Below are 16,891 nucleotides of genomic sequence, written 5' to 3' on the forward strand. Positions count from 1 at the left end.
CTCTCACCCTACCAGCTTCCCCTCTGCCACAATGAGCCGATCATCGGCGCGCAAACTAGCCGAGGTTGTGGCAACATCGATGTTCAGCCACGAGTGATATGCGTTACCGGCGGTGAAGGTCGTGAAGATCGCGCCCTGAACGTGCTTATCAACGATTGACCAGCCGAGCGGTTGGCATAAATGTGGGTTCAAACCAATGCCGATCAAGCGCATCCGACGTGACGTGCGGTTGAGCAGATCCGTGAGCTGTTCTCCACCATTTGCCGCCTCGATCTGGATCAACTGCCCTTGAGCGAACGTAAGCCGGACAGCGCGGGCCGGTCCGGCTACCGGCAGGAAGAGCGTTCCCTCAACACTCTCTTCATCAACCGTGGTGGTTAGTGCGCCGGCCGGTACGTTAATCACCGGCTGGCCGGGTCGATCAGAAACCGTTTCCAGTCGTCCAAAATTGCGCAACCATGGTTGCGCACTGCGCCGCATCCGTAGCTCGCAATCTGCCCCACTCGTGATGGTAATAGCAGTTGCCGTTTCTACCATGCTTGCTATGCGCTCGCCCTGTACGGCCAGATCGGTTAGTTCAACCAGCAATGCCGGCATCACCCGCAGCTCTAGCTCCTCGTGGCTGATGCCGAGTTGAGCCGCTTTGCCGATAGTGGGAATGGCCGCAATGACCTGTGGAATCCGCCGTTCTGCTCTGATTGCTGCGAGCCGATCATATACCTCGGTAAACACGCGACGGGCTTCCACCGGTGCAGTTTGTACATTCGGTTGGGCGCCGATCAACGTGAGTGAACGTTCAACCTGACATAGCCACTCGGCCCGTCGCCGATCACGTTCGGCTAAAATTGCTGCCGGTACGGTAGTCAATAACCGTTCGACGTTGTTGGGTGGCAATATTTGCACCAGTGGTTCGGCGCCAACGCTCTCAATCGCCCATAAGATGGCATGCAGGAGACGTTGATTACCCGCCTCATCGCGTACTTCGATCAACTCACCGCGCTGCGCACCAATCGCGTCAACCAGTCTTCGTGCCAGTTGATCCCACAAGCTGGTGACCATAGTCCATCTCCTCACATCAGTGGAATGTACTGATAATTTGCCGGTAGGAAGAAACTACCTTCGGTGACGCCTTGTGGTGCGCTTTGTTGCCAACGTCGCCCTAGTTCAGCAGCATCAATCTCTTCCTGCAAATACGCACGGAAGGCTTCTGTCACCGCAGTAATCTGCGCTGCTGTTTCGTGGACAAATTCGAGCCGGTAGTGAGCAATCCCGGCAGCGTGCCAGCGGTCGAGATATTTGCTCACTTCTTGCGCTTCAGCCCCAAAGACCGTGTTGCGGCAACCAACATCAGCAATGACCGGGTGCGCCCGACCATGAGTGTCGCGCAGCGCAACGTGGTGACGTTCACACGGGCGACCGCAGTCTTTGTAACTGGTTCCAGTTGATAAGAAACGACAAAAGACACAGTGCTCGGTATGAAAGACAGGGAGATGGTGATAGACGATGGCTTCTAGCCGACTACCACCGATCCGTTCGGCTAAGTGCGCGATCTGCTCGGCGTTGAGATCGTGGGTCAGCGTGAGCCGTTGTAATCCTGACCGCAGCAGCAGATCGGCGGTGAGGATATTGGCTGCGTTGAGGCTAAAATCACCGGTCAACTCAACCGTCGGATCGTCGCGCAGCCTGTCGAGCAAGCCGGTCGAGCGCACGAGCAGCGGTACATTGAGTTTACGTAAAAAGCGGGTAACTCGCTCATCTTCCGGTTTGAGCACCCGCGGTGCGGCAACACGGACTGCAATCCCGGCAGCGCGCACGTGGGTCAGGGCCGGCTTCAACCCTTCAAGGTCGAGATAATCGAGCGTGATACTCGCTGGCTGTAGTGCAATCGCCGCTTCGAGTTGATCGGGTGAACGGATCAGGAGGTGAATCTGAGCAGTGTCCGGTGGTGCGGATGGGGCCACGGCAGCAAGCATGGTAGATAACACCTGCTCCGGATCAAGGATGTTCATTGCCGGTGGCCGTCCTTGCAACTCGGCGAGCGCAGCGGTGGCTTGCCGGCGCAATTGGTTGAGCAGCGATACCGGCACAAACGGGTTGCCTTCAATGACCGCGTTGAGTTCGGTCAATTGGTAGGGAGTGTCGCCTAACCGCCCCAATTGCTCTCGCAGCGTCGTTTCATCGAGTGGCCGATTCTGGGCTGTGGTCAGAGGTGTCGGACTCTGTACCGTTACGGTCAAACTCGGTTGGGCAATAAGCGACCAATGCAGTTCAAGCGGCGCACCGGCGCGTACCAGCGCTGTGACCCGCACCGGTTGGCGGCGTACCGGTGCAGCCGGTTGGACGAAGGGGCGGGCTATTCGCTCGGTTTGCGGATCACTTGTGCGCCACAGCAGATCTCCAGCGCGAATACGGCGTGGATTAATCGCCCCCTTTGCGAAACGAATTGCCAGCAAGCCATCACCGACCGGTTCAACCGTAAAGATGCGACCACCCTCTTCTGGCTCTTCCGGGCTGCGCCAATCAGCGGCATCAAAGACAACACCATCGCCAGGCTTGAGCGGTGCCGCCTCGCGGCCCGGTTCAGGTACGATAATGATCGCGTCTGCACGCACACGCACCACCCGTCCCATCAACAAACCGCGGTGGCGAGGGGCGCGTCCTTCAACGACAGCCTGATGATTCGTGCCGCGCAAAAAGTGCGGTCCCAAACCACGAGAGTACACTTGTTCGAGGTACAGCCGGTCGGAAACGGTCAAATCGGAAGGAAGCCCGGCCCATGCCGCATCGAGTGCGCGGCGATATGCGTTGGTTGTGATCGCAACGTATTCAGCATTTTTATACCGCCCTTCGATCTTGAGTGCACTCACGCCCAGGCGAGCGATAGTCGTCATGTCATCAATAGCGGCCAGATCGCCGGGTGAGAGCAAATAGCGCGCCGCGCCGAGGGGTCGCGGTTGTCCGTCGACGATCAACTCGTAGGGTAGGCGACAGGCTTGCGCGCATTGACCACGGTTCGCACTGCGCCCGCCCCATGCCTCTGACGAAAAACACTGTCCCGAATACGAGACGCAGAGGGCGCCATGGACAAAGATTTCGAGTTCGATAGGGCTACGTGAACGAATGGCGGCAATCTCGGCCAGCGACAACTCGCGGGCCAATACCACCCGCGAGACGCCATAGCGTGCGGCAAAAGCTACTCCTTCCGCACTGGTGATACTCATCTGCGTGCTGCCATGAATAGGGAGATCGGGCACAATCTGATGGGCCAGTGCTGCGATACCGAGATCTTGCACGATGATCGCATCGGCGCCGGCTGCGGCAATCGCTGCAAGAGTTCTTGCCGCCGTGCGTAGCTCGTGGTCGAACACTAAGGTATTGAATGTAACGTATCCTTTAACGCCGCGGCGATGGAGTGTCTTCATCACCTCCGGCAACTCATCGAGCGTAAAACCGACCTTCGCGCGTGCCGTGAAATGTGTCAAACCAAAATAGACGGCATCGGCGCCGGCCTCAATCGCGGCATGGAGTTGCGGCCAATAGCCGGCCGGACTCATAATTTCGGGTTTATGCATGGTGTGTACCGATTGGTTGGTGGTCATACGTTACCGAAGTGGCAACTGTCGGTTGTTGTACTCACGTCTCGCTCTCTCGATGGTGTTTAAAGATCGACAGATAGAAGTTCGCCGCGTATCCACAGTTCGTACAACGATTGCCGTCAAGCCCCACCCGACGACTCGTTCCCTGTTGCCGGCTGATTAACGTTGCGTGACACAGCGGGCAGCGGGTAGGCTGGTTTGGTTCAGCACCGTAAATGAACTGTAATCCGCCCTCGTGACCGATACGGCGTGCGCGCATAGTGGCAGCCGCCGTTTCGCTCCCGGCATTACCCGGTAAGACATGCCACGGCGTCTCCTCACCGAGCGTCGTCTTGATCCAATGCACCAACTCACGAAGTTCATCCGGGTGATCGTTCACACCGTGGTGGATGCGGGTGGTTATCTCGATATGACACTTCCAACGCTGCTGGGCCTCTTCGGCAAAGCGCAAGATCGGACGCCAATGGCTGATCCCGCCAAGCCGTTGATAGGCATTGTCGGAAAAACCGCGCAGATCAAGACTAATACCGTTGAGATACGGGCCAAGTTCGGCGAGGGCTTCGCTACTCAGAAGCCCACTGGTGACAATCGCTGTATAACGACTCGCTGCCCGACTGAGTTGCATGAGTGCCAGAACGTATTCAAAGTTGACCGCCGGTTCACCAAAAGCCCACACCACGCCTCGGCAGAGCCGTTCAAGCGCGAAATCGGCTGCTCGTTGTGGATCGAGACGCCGCCGCTTGGCCGGTTCGACCGGTAAAGAACCGTATTGCCCACGTTGTTGATCGAGCGGCAAGGCGTATCCCCAGCCGCCAATTGCGAGGACGGTGGTGTCGGGAAAAAAGTGCCAGAGCCGATGGTCTTCGATAGGGCCAATTGCCGCACCGCTGATCATTCCATGATTGAGCAGCTCAATGCCGTCAGTTCGTCCGACTCGCATCCGGCAGCGTCCTGGCTCATCTGCAGCTAGGCTGCATTGCCATTGACAAGCGAGACACTGGAAGCGTCCGTCGGCGAGCGGTTGTGCTAAAGTGGCCAACGATGACATAGGTTTAAATAATCCTTAAATGGTTTCAGGTACTGGCAATTTACAGTTCGTTCGAGTATAATGCCAGAGATTATGGAGGAAAACCTTCCCTCTGCCGGTGATCCTAGATTGCACCTTACCCTGTAGTGTAGCATAGAGCGCGCAAAACGGTGCTATGAACGATCTACATTCACCATCTGAATCGGTTCCTACACTGCCAGAAACCGAGACAGTGCGCCATCCACGTGCCCCATTGCGGTACGTTGTGCGCGAGTTACTTGAAACGGCGATTTTTATTCTGTTGGTATTTCTGATTGTGCGTAGTGTGGTGCAAAATTTCAAGATCGAAGGCTCAAGTATGGAGCCGACGCTTCACACCGGTCAATATATTTTGGTCAATAAATTGATCTATTTTCACTTTGATCTCAATGCCCCGTTGCGGCTCCTCCCCGGTCAGTCCGATCTACCGCCACGGATTGTCTATCCCTTCCGTCCACCCCAACGTGGCGATATTATTGTGTTCGAGTATCCCCGTGATGTGCGCCGTGATTATATCAAGCGGGTGATCGGGCTACCAGGTGATGTGATCGAGATTCTTGAGGGCAAAGTCTACGTCAATGGCGTCTTGCTCGATGAACCATACTTACGCGGCGCATTTACCTACTGCCTTGGTGGGTATCCGTGCGCTCAAGGGCCGGTGACGGTGCCGCCTAACTCGATCTTTGTGATGGGTGATAATCGGGGGAATAGCTCCGACTCACGTGAATGGGATGCCCTGCCTCTTGATCGGGTTATTGGGCAGGCGTGGTTGATCTACTACCCCTTTAGCGATTGGGGGTTGGTGCCGCACCATCGTTACAATACAACGACGGTTGCCACCCCTTGAAACGGTTCGATCGGTATGCATGTTGCAATTAATGCTCATCTCTTGGCCCATACTACCTCGTTTCGTCGTGCTGGTGTCTCGCATTATATCGAGCAAGTTCTGCTCCATCTTGCCCAGATCGACCACGAGAATCGGTATACGATCTACACGACGCGCGGCCTCGATCAAGCGGCATTGGGTTTGCCACCCAACTTTGTCGTCAAACCATCACGGTTGCCGACGATCAACCCGCGGATCCGTATTCCATGGGAACAGGGTATCGCGCCGTTCCTCCTGCGCGGCAAGGTCGATCTCTATCACGGGTGTCTTAACGTAGCTCCGTTGCTGAGTCCAGTACCTACCGTTATCACAATTCACGATCTGGCCTTTATTCGCTTTCCCCAAACCTTTCGTGCCTACAACCGGATCTATCTTGATCTGGCGACCCGGCTGAGCGCACGACGGGCCAGTCGGATTTTAGCCGTGTCTGAACATACCAAACGCGAAGTAGCCGGCTTGCTCGGTATCCCACCAGAACGTATTGTCGTGACGCCAAATGCAACGCGCAGCCATTTTCGTCCATTCGCAGCGGACATCATCGACCAATTTCGTGCTCGTAAGGGGTTACCCGCTCGCTGTATCTTGTACGTCGGCACCCTTGAACCACGCAAAAATTTGACGACGCTGCTCGAAGCGTTTGCCCTGGTCAGCCGTCGTGTTCCCTCAGTCCCATTGCTGATCGGTGGCGGGAAGGGGTGGATGTATCAACCGATCTTTGCCCGTCTCGCGCAATTGAACCTGCAAGACCGAGTGAAGTTTGTTGGCTATATTCCCGAAGAGGAATTGCCGCTGTGGTATGCCGCTGCTACTATCTTCGTTTTCCCGTCGATTTACGAAGGCTTTGGTATGCCACCACTTGAGGCAATGGCATGTGGAACGCCGGTGATTACCTCCAATACGTCAAGCCTGCCGGAAGTGGTTGGCGATGCCGGTTTGATGGTAGATCCTGCCGCCCCTGCCGCGCTCGCCGATGCGATGATGCAGTTGCTTACCGATGCCGATCTGCATGCCACCTTACGCCAACGTGGTTTGGAACGTGCTCGTCGCTTCTCGTGGGCCGAAACTGCTGCCAAGACGTTGGCGGTGTATCGGGAAGTGAGCACCGAAATGGCGTATATACGCTGAGATACCTGTCCCTGTTCTGCGTTGTTGGTAGCTTCGCGTTGACACCCCCTTGCACTGGAGTATAATGATTCGGAATGCGTAACGCTGTTGCGCATGGGTGGCATGCGGAAGGAGTGTAGTTATGATTGGCGGTCTTGGCTGGGGTGAACTGTTAATTATTCTGATCATTGTGATCGCGATTTTTGGTGCCGGAAAGCTGGCCGGTTTGGGTGGCGCGCTCGGTAGTAGCATTCGCGAGTTCCGTAAGGCGGTGAAGGGCGACGACGAGCCGCGGAGTGATACCAAGACTGAGGGTGAAACGAAGGCGTAACATTCGACGGTATCTTCAATCCTCGCCGATGCTATGGAACGTTGGTATTGGTTCCTTGGGTAACCATTGGCGCGGTTGAACAGCATCCTTACTCGGTTGTATCAACAACCCTCGTTCGCCTTCCTCAACGGGAGTGTTGTTTTCGTGTCGCGAGGGTGTATCATCTACCGTTGACGGCAACTCCTGTAAAGCGATACTATATCACGGTGATTTGGCAACATGAGCCGGCACCGGTAAGGTTTTACTTCACCCGAAAGATGAGACGTGTAAAGGAACGGGGCGCGTAAGCTGCGCCCCTCGACTGTTTGCTATGGCAACGGAAACTGACTTTTTCGATCAGGCAACAATTGTGGTGCGCGCCGGTAATGGTGGTAACGGTGCCGCAACGTTTCGGCGTGAAAAATATGTGCCACGCGGTGGCCCCAACGGTGGCGATGGTGGCCGTGGTGGACACGTCTATCTCATCGCCGACCCAGAGTATAATACGCTGCTCCATTTTCGCTATCAGCGCAAGTTTGTTGCCGAAAATGGTGGTCATGGCGGTAAGAATGCCATGCATGGCCGCAATGGGGCCGATGTTTACGTACCGGTACCGCCCGGCACCGTCGTGCGCGCGACGATCAACGGAGTGACTTACACGGTCGATCTGGCCCGCCCCGGTCAACGCCTGCTTGCTGCTCGGGGTGGACGCGGTGGGCTGGGGAATATCCATTTTGCTACCCCGACCCGCCAAGCCCCACGTTTGGCCGAACTGGGTGAACCCGGCCAGGAATTGACCCTTGAACTAGAATTGAAGATGCTGGCCGATGTCGGTCTGGTAGGTTTTCCTAACGCCGGTAAATCAACGCTATTGTCCGTGATTAGTGCTGCTCGCCCCAAAATCGCAGCCTACCCCTTTACCACGCTGACGCCTAACCTTGGAATTGTTGAGGTGGGGGTGCAGCGATTTGTGGTGGCCGACATTCCCGGTCTTATCGAAGGTGCCCACGCCGGCGTCGGTCTCGGTCACGATTTTCTTCGCCATATCGAGCGGACGCGTTTGCTCATCCATATTATCGATGCTGCCGGTGTTGATGGTCGTGCCCCATGGGATGACTACGAGCAGATTAATACCGAGCTACGCCTGTATCAGCCTGAATTAGCGCAGCGTAAGCAGGTAGTGGCGCTCAATAAGGCTGATTTACCGGCTGCCCAGGCTAATCTACCTATCTTGCGTGAACGCCTACCGGTAGCGCCGGAAGATTTGTTTGTCATCTCCGCTGCTACCCAAGCCGGTATTGAACCACTCTTGCAGCGGGTGGCTGAGTTGCTGCGGGCCGATCCACCGCCCCAGCGCGATCCCGTCGATCCTGATGAGCCGCCACTTGAGTGGCCGCTGCCGCCGGTTGATGAGAATGCCTTTACCATCGAACGTGAAGGTAATGCGTTCCGAGTACGAGGGGTGAAGATCGAACGCTTGATTGCGATGAGTAATCTGGAACAAGACGAGGCTATCGACCGCATTCAGCGCGTGCTTGAGGCGAGCGGGATTAACGAGGCCCTGATTGCTGCCGGTGTGCAAGACGGTGATGTGGTACGCATTGGCCGTGCCGAATTGGTTTGGGATGACAGTGGACAGCATGCACTATGACAACAACCACTCCTCCAGCTACCCCGCCGGCAGACCGGATCGTCGAGACGACGCATAGGGTAACGATCAACGGAGTTGAAATCAGCTATACCGCCACCGCCGGTGTGATCATTATGAAGGAGGAGGTGGAGAAAGATGGTGTCAGCTCCGGTGAACAGGCACGCGCCGGCATCTTCTTTGTCGCCTATACCCGCGATGGGGTTACCGACCTCAGTCGTCGTCCGATCACGTTTGCCTTCAACGGCGGCCCCGGATCATCGTCGGTGTGGCTCCACTTTGGCATGTTTGGTCCCCAACGGGTATTGATGAGCGACGAGGGGTGGCCGCTACCGCCACCCGGTCGGTTTGTGCCCAATCAGTATTCGCTCCTGGATGTGAGCGATCTGGTGTTCATCGACCCGGTCAGTACCGGCTATAGTCGTGTGGTCGCCGGCGAGTCGGCCAAACAATTTCACGATTTTCGTAAAGATATTGAGTCGGTAGGCGATTTCATCCGGCTGTATACCAGCCGTTATGGGCGATGGTTGTCACCGAAATATTTGGCCGGTGAGAGCTACGGTACGACGCGGGCCGCCGGTTTAGCCGGCTATCTGCAAGAACGGCATGGGCTTTATCTCAATGGTCTAATTCTTATTTCGGCAGTTCTCCATTTTCAAACCCTCTCATTCGACCACGGTAATGATTTGCCGTACATGCTCTTTCTGCCGGCCTATACCGCTACTGCGTTTTACCATCGCCGTCTCGAACCAGAACTGCAACGCGATCTAGTGGCTACCTTGCGCGCTGCTGAAGCTTTTGCGCTTGATGATTATGCTCTCGCTTTGTTGCAAGGCGATCGGCTAGATGACACCGGTATCGAGCGGATCGCGACCCAGTTGGCCCGCTACACCGGCCTTAGCCGCGATTACATCATTCGCTCACACTTGCGCATCCGTGATGACCGGTTTGTGAAAGAGCTGTTGCGCGACCGTCAACGCACCGTCGGGCGACTCGATAGTCGCTTTACCGGGTGTGACCGCGATGCAGTTGGCGAGACGGCGGAATACGATCCGAGTTTGGCGGCAATTACCGGGCCGTACACGGCTGCTTTGAATGATTACGTCCGCAGCCGGTTAGGGTTTCACAGCGATTTGCCCTACGAAATTCTCACCGAACGAGTTTGGCCATGGAGCTTTAACGACCACCAGAATCGCTATGTGGATGTGGCCGAGACGCTACGCCGCGCGATGCATCGCAATCCGGCGTTACGGGTACACGTCGCGAGTGGCTACTACGATTTGGCAACTCCGTACTTTGCGACCCGCTATACGTTGTCCCATCTTGGTCTTGACCCGGCACTGCGTGGCCAGATCAGCGAGAGTTTTTACCCCGCCGGTCACATGATGTACATTCATGAACCATCACTTGCCGCGCTCAAAGCGGTGTTAGCCGAGTTTGTTACCGCTGCTGAAGCTATAGGAGATCATGTATGACCGATCCATGCCAGATCACTGCTCGTCGCACGACGATTCAACTGGCCTACGGGCGGATCAGTCTGCTTGAGTGGCCCGGTACCGGACGCATGGTCGTGCTGTGTCATGGGATTACCAGTAGTGCAGCGACGATGTGGCGGTTAGGGCGCGATCTGGCTGCCGAAGGCTGGCGGGTGATCGCACTCGATATGCCCGGCCACGGGCAGAGCGATCTCAGCCCGGCGTATGATATTGATACTGTGGCCAATATCGTTGGTGATGTGATCCAAACACTTGGGCTGGCAGAAATTACGCTGATCGGTCATTCATGGGGCGGAGCGACAACCTTAGCCCTGCTGAGCGGTACGCACCCGGCACGTACCGTAGTGCAGCAGGCCGTGCTTATCGATCCACTGGTGCGTCAGGATGCGGCTGTTGCCCCCTCGTGGTTGCCGCAGTTTAGCCGTGGGGTAGGTCAGCCGCCGAGCGAAACTCTCCCGATGCTGCACGAAGTTAATCCCGATTGGCACCCGTGTGATTACCATTGGAAGGCGCAGGCACTGGCTGAGTGCCGTTACGAGCAGGTCGCCGGTCTCTTCCGCATCCCGGAAGATTGGACGCTCGTGCCTCGCATCGCACGGGTGCAAGTCCCGGTGTTGATTCTATTGGCCGAACCGGAATATACCATCGTACCGCCTGATGTCCAACAGGCGTTGCGTGCCGCTGCACCACCCACGTTGGTGCAGATGCAGCTTATTCCCGGCACGAACCATAATATGCTGCGTGGGCCGGCGTATGAGCCGACGTATCGTGCGCTGCGTGCATTTCTCGACGCATCTGCTGGGTAGGACGGAAAATAGTTAGAAGTCCTAACTAATTGATTGGCCCAATCCAACAAAAAGGCGGCGTGCAAACGCCGCCGGTTTACACCGAACATACCGGGCGCAGACAGGGCGCTACATCACCTCGCGCTGTGACGGTACTTGGAGGCTGGCCGGTCGTTCGGCAGCATGATGTCGGTTTCGTACCAATTCGGTATAGCGGCGGGTCGAGCGTGGGTCACGATGACCGAGAATACGCCGAACCACTTGTTCGGGGTAAAACGCTACCAACTTAGTGGCCGCAGTATGGCGCAGATGGTGCAAGGTGTAGCGCGGTTGTTCACGACCATCGACCACATCAATCAGGCGGGCTGCCTTACACACTGCGACCCAACGGCGGTGGAGCGTGTCGTATGATGCCCGCGTACCGCGCGACGAACGGAACAATGGTGTATCGGGTGGCAAATGGTCCATTTCACGCACCCAGTGCCGCAGCCCTCGTAGCGACCGGGGCATAGCATCGGGTGTCAAAGCAATCATTCGCTTACTACCGCTCTTGCTGTCGCGTACCAGCAACATCTCGCGTCCCGGTTCAAGGATTACATCGCCGAGGTTCAAGTTTAACACCTCATCGGTGCGAATACCGATTTCCCGGAGCAGCGTAAAGATCAAACGGTACGGTTGCGGCGCCGCAGCAATTGCCTGGTCAAGGGCGCGAAGTTCGTGCTCGTTGGCGATGGGTTGGGGCCGGTGCTCGGTGGGGAGACGACCACCGATCTGTTCTACCGGATTGTGCGTGACATAACCACGCTCTTTGGCCCACCGAAAAAAGCGGTTGAGGCTCGCAATGCGACGGTTTGTCGTGCCGGGTTGCTCCTTCCGGCTGGCAAGAAATTGCTGAATATCATGCGCCGTAATGGTGCTCAGTTCCTGACACAATGCCAATCCTGCGGTACGCAAATCGCAGCGGTACGAAGTAATAGTGTTTTCGCTCAGCCTATCTTCTTGTCGTAACTCGGCAAGAAAATCCTCTAGTTCACCTAAAATGGTTAGCGCAGGCTGCTGACCAAATCCATTCGCATCAGACATAGGACTCTCCTCTCTGCCGCGCTGACGATGTACTGTATTCACGCAGAGACGTAACACCTCCTGTCTCGGAAGTGCTCGTGGTTGCCACGGTCTCGCTCATGCTGTGCGTACACGCGCTCGCTCCAACCTCCGATCGCGTTGCTGTGCGTATCTAGGTCATTGTGATGAAAACATTGCTGGTACACCAGAACTGTCTGTTGGCAAGGCAATGTACCGGTGTCATGCTCAACACACCAGTTTAATGTACGCTGCATGGACATCATCATCATGGCCGGCGTTGATTGCATTATAGCAAATGATTTGACGTTATGCTAGTTCTAAAAATGAAAATTTTTCTTGTGAATTAAAACTCCTTCACCCTTCTCACAAAATGATTAAAGCTACCTTAATGGTAGCATAAAGATGTTGGGAATCATCGTCCTTCTGTCGATGACTGGGAGACAACTAAGTAAAAATTTGAACTGTCGGATTATGAGAGAGAGCAGTAATTCGGTGTAAAACTATTGTTGGGCAATTGCTGTGATAAGGATTGGTTAGACGTGTGCAACGTGGTGCATTCGTTGCACACCGTGTGCGCGCGGTACCGTTGTTCACGCTATCGCCGTGGTCTGTGGGTTGCCCACGCTTTGCATGTGTCACACTGTGTGCGCTCGGTACCGCTGTTCATCGTTGTACGCTATTTGATGCGAATCTGGTATACTATCACTACGAAGTTGTTCAGATCATCTGACTGCTGGGTTGTATCTGCATATAGGGAAGGAGGCGTTTCGCACGAAAAGATGGACATAGAAAGATCGTTGAAAAAGAAATTCAAAACAAAATACGGTAAAAAGATCTGAATATCTAAGGTTTTGACAATATGAGTACAGTGAGAGAAGAGCGCAACGGAATGCGCTGGATTCGGATTGATTTACACCTGCACACGCCTGCATCTGAGGATTACGCCGAACCAAACGTTTCTTACCTTGACATTCTTCAAGAAGCTGAGCGTCGCAGTCTTGAGATTATCGCCTTTACCGACCACAATACGGTTGCCGGCTATGAGCAGTTTCAACGCGAGATTGAGTTTCTGACGACCCTGGAAAAGGCCGGACGGTTGACCGATGATGAAGCGGCTCGTTTGGCTGAGTATCGTCGGTTGCTCGATAAGATCACCGTCTTGCCTGGCTTTGAGTTTACGTCACACTTCGGTGCCCATATCCTCGGTATCTTTCCGCCGAACCGCCCGCTTAGCTTGATTGAGGCTACGTTGTTGCAGCTCGGTATTCCCGCCGACGATCTGAAAGGTGGGGTGTGTAGCGTCGCCAATACCCGGCATGTGACCGAGGCATACGAGATTATTCATCGCGCTGGCGGTCTTGTGATCGCGGCGCATGCCAACGGGCCAAACGGAGTGATTACCGAAACCCTCCGTATGGGGACAAGTGGCCAGGCACGGGTGGCGGTGACCCAAAGCCCCTATCTCCACGCACTGGAGTTTATCAATTTCTATACCGATCATGAGAAGTTTACCTCACCCGGTTTTTACAACGGTAAGACCGAGCATTACGAGCGGCGGATGTTCTGTATTCAGGGTAGCGATGCACATCGTCTGCGTCGCTCTGCCGATTCTGATGCCCAGGTGACCCACCGCCACGGCATTGGTGACCGCTATTTTGAGGCGCTGTTGCCCGACCGTAGTTTTGAAGCCTTGAAAGCGCTCTTTGCTAGTCAGGATTTTGACCGAGTGCGGGTGCCGAAGCGTGATCAGAAGCAGTGGTCACTCGATGTCGTGCGCTTTAGCGGGAGTACCGACCGCCAAATCTTGCGCGCCGTTCCCGATCCGACAACGGCAGCCGCGCTCTGGTCTGATGTGGCGGCGTTGGCAAATATCGGTGGTGGGGTGCTCGTGATCGGCTGTGAGCCTGGGGGTAAGGTGATCGGTGTTGAACGGCCCGATCAGCTTACCGAGTCGTTACGGCAAAGTGTGCAAGAGCATATTACGCCGCTGCCCTACTTGTCGTTTGAGTTGATGCACTACGAAGGGCAAGACGTGATCCGCGTTGAGGTCAAAGCGCAGGATCCACCACCTTATGTGGGGAGTAACGGCACGATCTACATCCGGCGCGATAACGAGACGTTTCCTGCGAACCGCAGTGAAATTATCCAATTGTGTCGCCAAGCGATTGCATCCGGTGAACCTTCATCACTCGATAACGGCGAGACATTGGAACTACCGCGTTCGGGCGTCGAGATTGTCAGTAGCCAGCGTCGTGGTGGTACGTGGGTGTATGAAGTGCGCGATCTGCGTACTACCGCCGGTGTGACCCGTGATCGTGCCCAAGGGTTGTGGGCTTACGCAATCGATCGCCACGAAGATTTGCGTGATGGTCGGCTCGATCTCCAGAGCCACGTGCGTTGGCGTGGTCGGCTTGGTCTCTGGCGTGCGTATCGCCAAGGTTCGCGTGTGAAGTACGATCTGGTCCATCGTGACCCGAATGGTGTGATTGATCATATTTTCTACGGTGTGAGCGATTGGGGTCTCGGTGAAGCGTGGATGAGTCTCTTGAATGAAGCCGGTGTGCGCATTGAGACGGAGACAACCGATTTCGATCAGGAAGAGGAGATAGAGGTGCCGTCGCCACCAGATATTGAAACCTGGGGGGAACGGCGGATCCGCTGGCGTGGTCGGGGTGGCTTAGTGCGCATTTTCCTCGGTGACGATGGGCAACCGCGATTCGATTTGGTGATGAAGGATAAAGAGACCGGTGCCGTGCAAGAATACAATAATGTGCCGCGTGAGAAGCTTTCCGAGGCGTGGCTGGCGTTGATCCGCGTTGCCCGTCCGCGTACCGGTATCGAGGTGGTAAGTGCTAGTCGGAGTGAAGATGGCGATTGGCTCTACGTCTTCCGTAATTTGCGTACTGGCGAGATTAGTAGTGCGCCGTGGCGGTTACAAGATATCGAACCCGGTACGGTGCGTGAGTATGCCGCTCGTATGTATCACCAAGATATTCCGCTCGATCAAGAGAAAGTACGCTGGTGGGGAAATATTGGCTATTTGCGCCCAATGCGGTCGCAGGTCGATTTGGTCTATGTTGATGAGTACGGCATGACTCACGTCTACTACGCTGCCCGGCGTGATGAATTGACCGGTGAGTGGCGAGAGTTGCTCCAACTGTACGGCGAGTAGTCGGTTGGGAGGTATACATAGGTCTTGCAGGTGTCGTCCTCTGCAAGACCCGGCTCTTTAGTCCGCCGTTCCTTTACGGTGAATTTCATACCCCAATAATCCAAGGGCTGCTTCAATTCCTTCTCGCAGGGTACTGCGGGTGATGATTTGACTAAAATCGATCCCGAGATTGATCATTGCCTGTGCGACTGAGGGCCGAATCCCTGTAATGATGACCTGTGCGCCGACTAAGCGGGTTGCCCGGATAGTTTGTAAGAGGTAATTAGCAACGGCGGTGTCAACAATCGGCATCCCGGTGATGTCAATGATCGCAACATCGCTCATCCGCTCGGCAATGCCGGTTAAGAGGTGTTCCATAATGAGTTGCGCACGACGCGAGTCTACATTGCCGATGATGGGCATGAGGATGACCCCTTCAAGGAGGGGAATCACCGGCGCTCCGAGATCGGCAATCATGGTTTCGAGTACCTGCTGTTGCACCGAAAGGGCTTGGATTTCCATCACTAACCGATGCTCTCGATTGTATCGACGTTGGAGATGGGTCACAATCTCGCTGACGATCTGGGTAATATACGGCCCTCTCGGTGGACACGGTGGGAAGCTTGTGCGGGCCTGTACCAGTTCGGCGGCTCGATCTGGGCGATACCGCTCGACTACCGGTATCAGTACCTCGAGTGCTTGCGTAATTGCTTCTGGCTGGAAGGTCAGTAACGTCTCGAAACTGCGGTCGGCTTCGCGCTCAGCCGGGTGCTGTTGATCGAGACCGCACAAAAGTGCGCAAAACCATTCGATCAGCACCAACAAAAACCACTCTTGCCGCAGCGGATCTCCGGCCTCTAACGTAACTGCGATGTGTTGCTCGCCGGGAACCGGTGGTATTCCGCCGGCAAAGATGCAAATCGTGCTGGCGATGTTGGCTAACTCTAGATAACGTTGGGTCTCTTTGCGCCAGTGGCTGCTCTCTTGGAAGCCGGTAAAGATGACGCTGGGTAGTTGGTTGCGCAGGATACAATCTTCGAGCGTGTGACTCAGATCAACCAACGTAGCTTTGGTAGCTATAAACGGTACGATATCGGGGGCTATATGCTCACGTATTAGGTGGAAGAGTGAGGGCACGCGGGGGGATACCACAGTGAACTCCTTTACAAACCTGCTGAAGTTCTTTCAATTATAACGAACAATTATAACGAATCTTTTTCGGGTTTTCATTGCACCGCTCACGCAGACGACTGCCGGCGAATTGCATCGGATTGCTCCGGTGGAACCAACACACGAGGTTCAACCGCCACGACGCGATACGACCCAACCCGTCGCCATCGGCGTTCCATTCGCCTGCAAGGGGTATAACCGATAACGCAAAGACGCGAAGGGCGCAAAGACGTGAAGGGCGCAAAGACGCGAAGTGCTACTGCAAGGGGTACGAGTCCACCCAACTGAGGGTGTATTTCATCTCTATCTGCACCCAAGAACGTGCGTCCCGGTTCGGTCATGTGGTGGATGGGGAGATGCCATTGAGGGTGTATTTCATCTCTATCTGCACCCAAGAACGTGCGTCCCGGTTCGGTCATGTGGTGGATGGGGAGATGCTATTGAGGGTGTATTTCATCTCTATCTGCACCCAAGAACGTGCGTCCCGGTTCGGTCATGTGGTGGATGGGGAGATGCTATTGAGGGTGTATTTCATCTCTATCTGCACCCAAGAACGTGCGTCCCGGTTCGGTCATGTGGTGGATGGGGAGATGCCA

12 protein-coding genes are annotated in these 16,891 nt (G+C 55.4%); 7 read left to right on the plus strand and 5 right to left on the minus strand.

The annotated features are described in order from the left end of the window. Positions 1–3: 3 nt before the first annotated feature. The 3 genes from ACP5OT_RS04915 to ACP5OT_RS04925 all read right to left on the minus strand — a co-directional run bounded on the left by ACP5OT_RS04915 (position 4) and on the right by ACP5OT_RS04925 (position 4,644). Positions 4–1,059: a leucyl aminopeptidase gene (locus ACP5OT_RS04915; protein WP_424675489.1), complete on the minus strand. Its 1,056-nt coding sequence runs from the start codon at positions 1,057–1,059 to the stop codon at positions 4–6. An 11-nt stretch (positions 1,060–1,070) separates the two neighbouring features. After that, positions 1,071–3,572, minus strand: coding sequence for a DUF3656 domain-containing U32 family peptidase (locus ACP5OT_RS04920; RefSeq protein ID WP_428131497.1), 2,502 nt, complete (start codon positions 3,570–3,572; stop codon positions 1,071–1,073). A 61-nt stretch (positions 3,573–3,633) separates the two neighbouring features. Next, positions 3,634–4,644 (minus strand): radical SAM protein, encoded by a 1,011-nt coding sequence (locus tag ACP5OT_RS04925; RefSeq protein WP_428131500.1) that lies wholly within the window; start codon positions 4,642–4,644, stop codon positions 3,634–3,636. Positions 4,645–4,798: 154 nt separating this feature from the next. Here ACP5OT_RS04925 and lepB point away from each other — a divergent pair, with 154 nt between their 5' ends. The 6 genes from lepB to ACP5OT_RS04955 all read left to right on the plus strand — a co-directional run bounded on the left by lepB (position 4,799) and on the right by ACP5OT_RS04955 (position 10,912). Continuing rightward, a complete protein-coding gene (gene lepB / locus ACP5OT_RS04930; RefSeq protein ID WP_424675486.1) occupies positions 4,799–5,509 on the plus strand; it encodes a signal peptidase I in 711 nt (236 codons plus the stop codon). Positions 5,510–5,524: 15 nt separating this feature from the next. After that, on the plus strand, positions 5,525–6,673 hold the full coding sequence (locus tag ACP5OT_RS04935) for a glycosyltransferase family 4 protein (protein ID WP_424675485.1): 1,149 nt from the start codon (positions 5,525–5,527) through the stop codon (positions 6,671–6,673). Positions 6,674–6,794: 121 nt separating this feature from the next. Further along, entirely contained in the window at positions 6,795–6,983 is a 189-nt protein-coding gene (tatA, locus tag ACP5OT_RS04940) for a twin-arginine translocase TatA/TatE family subunit (protein WP_424675484.1), read from the plus strand. 310 nt (positions 6,984–7,293) lie between these two features. After that, positions 7,294–8,613 carry a GTPase ObgE gene (gene obgE, locus ACP5OT_RS04945; protein WP_424675483.1) on the plus strand — a complete coding sequence of 440 codons (1,320 nt, stop codon included), beginning with the start codon at positions 7,294–7,296 and terminating at the stop codon, positions 8,611–8,613. Beyond that, positions 8,610–10,085 carry a S10 family peptidase gene (locus tag ACP5OT_RS04950; RefSeq protein WP_424675482.1) on the plus strand — a complete coding sequence of 492 codons (1,476 nt, stop codon included), beginning with the start codon at positions 8,610–8,612 and terminating at the stop codon, positions 10,083–10,085. The genes obgE and ACP5OT_RS04950 overlap by 4 nt, the downstream gene beginning before the upstream one ends. Continuing rightward, positions 10,082–10,912: an alpha/beta fold hydrolase gene (locus tag ACP5OT_RS04955; RefSeq protein WP_428131503.1), complete on the plus strand. Its 831-nt coding sequence runs from the start codon at positions 10,082–10,084 to the stop codon at positions 10,910–10,912. Before ACP5OT_RS04950 ends, ACP5OT_RS04955 begins: the two co-directional genes overlap by 4 nt. Before the next feature lie 108 nt (positions 10,913–11,020). Here the strand turns inward: ACP5OT_RS04955 and ACP5OT_RS04960 are convergent, their stop codons facing one another. Beyond that, positions 11,021–11,974: a tyrosine-type recombinase/integrase gene (locus ACP5OT_RS04960; protein WP_424675480.1), complete on the minus strand. Its 954-nt coding sequence runs from the start codon at positions 11,972–11,974 to the stop codon at positions 11,021–11,023. An 859-nt stretch (positions 11,975–12,833) separates the two neighbouring features. Between ACP5OT_RS04960 and ACP5OT_RS04965 the strand changes: the two genes are divergently transcribed. Beyond that, a complete protein-coding gene (locus tag ACP5OT_RS04965) occupies positions 12,834–15,146 on the plus strand; it encodes an RNA-binding domain-containing protein (RefSeq protein WP_428131505.1) in 2,313 nt (770 codons plus the stop codon). A 57-nt stretch (positions 15,147–15,203) separates the two neighbouring features. Here the strand turns inward: ACP5OT_RS04965 and ACP5OT_RS04970 are convergent, their stop codons facing one another. Continuing rightward, entirely contained in the window at positions 15,204–16,277 is a 1,074-nt protein-coding gene (locus ACP5OT_RS04970; RefSeq protein WP_428131508.1) for a DICT sensory domain-containing protein, read from the minus strand. Positions 16,278–16,891: the final 614 nt, after the last annotated feature.

Origin of the sequence: Chloroflexus sp., assembly GCF_049970315.1 — a bacterium.
Taxonomy (GTDB): domain Bacteria; phylum Chloroflexota; class Chloroflexia; order Chloroflexales; family Chloroflexaceae; genus Chloroflexus.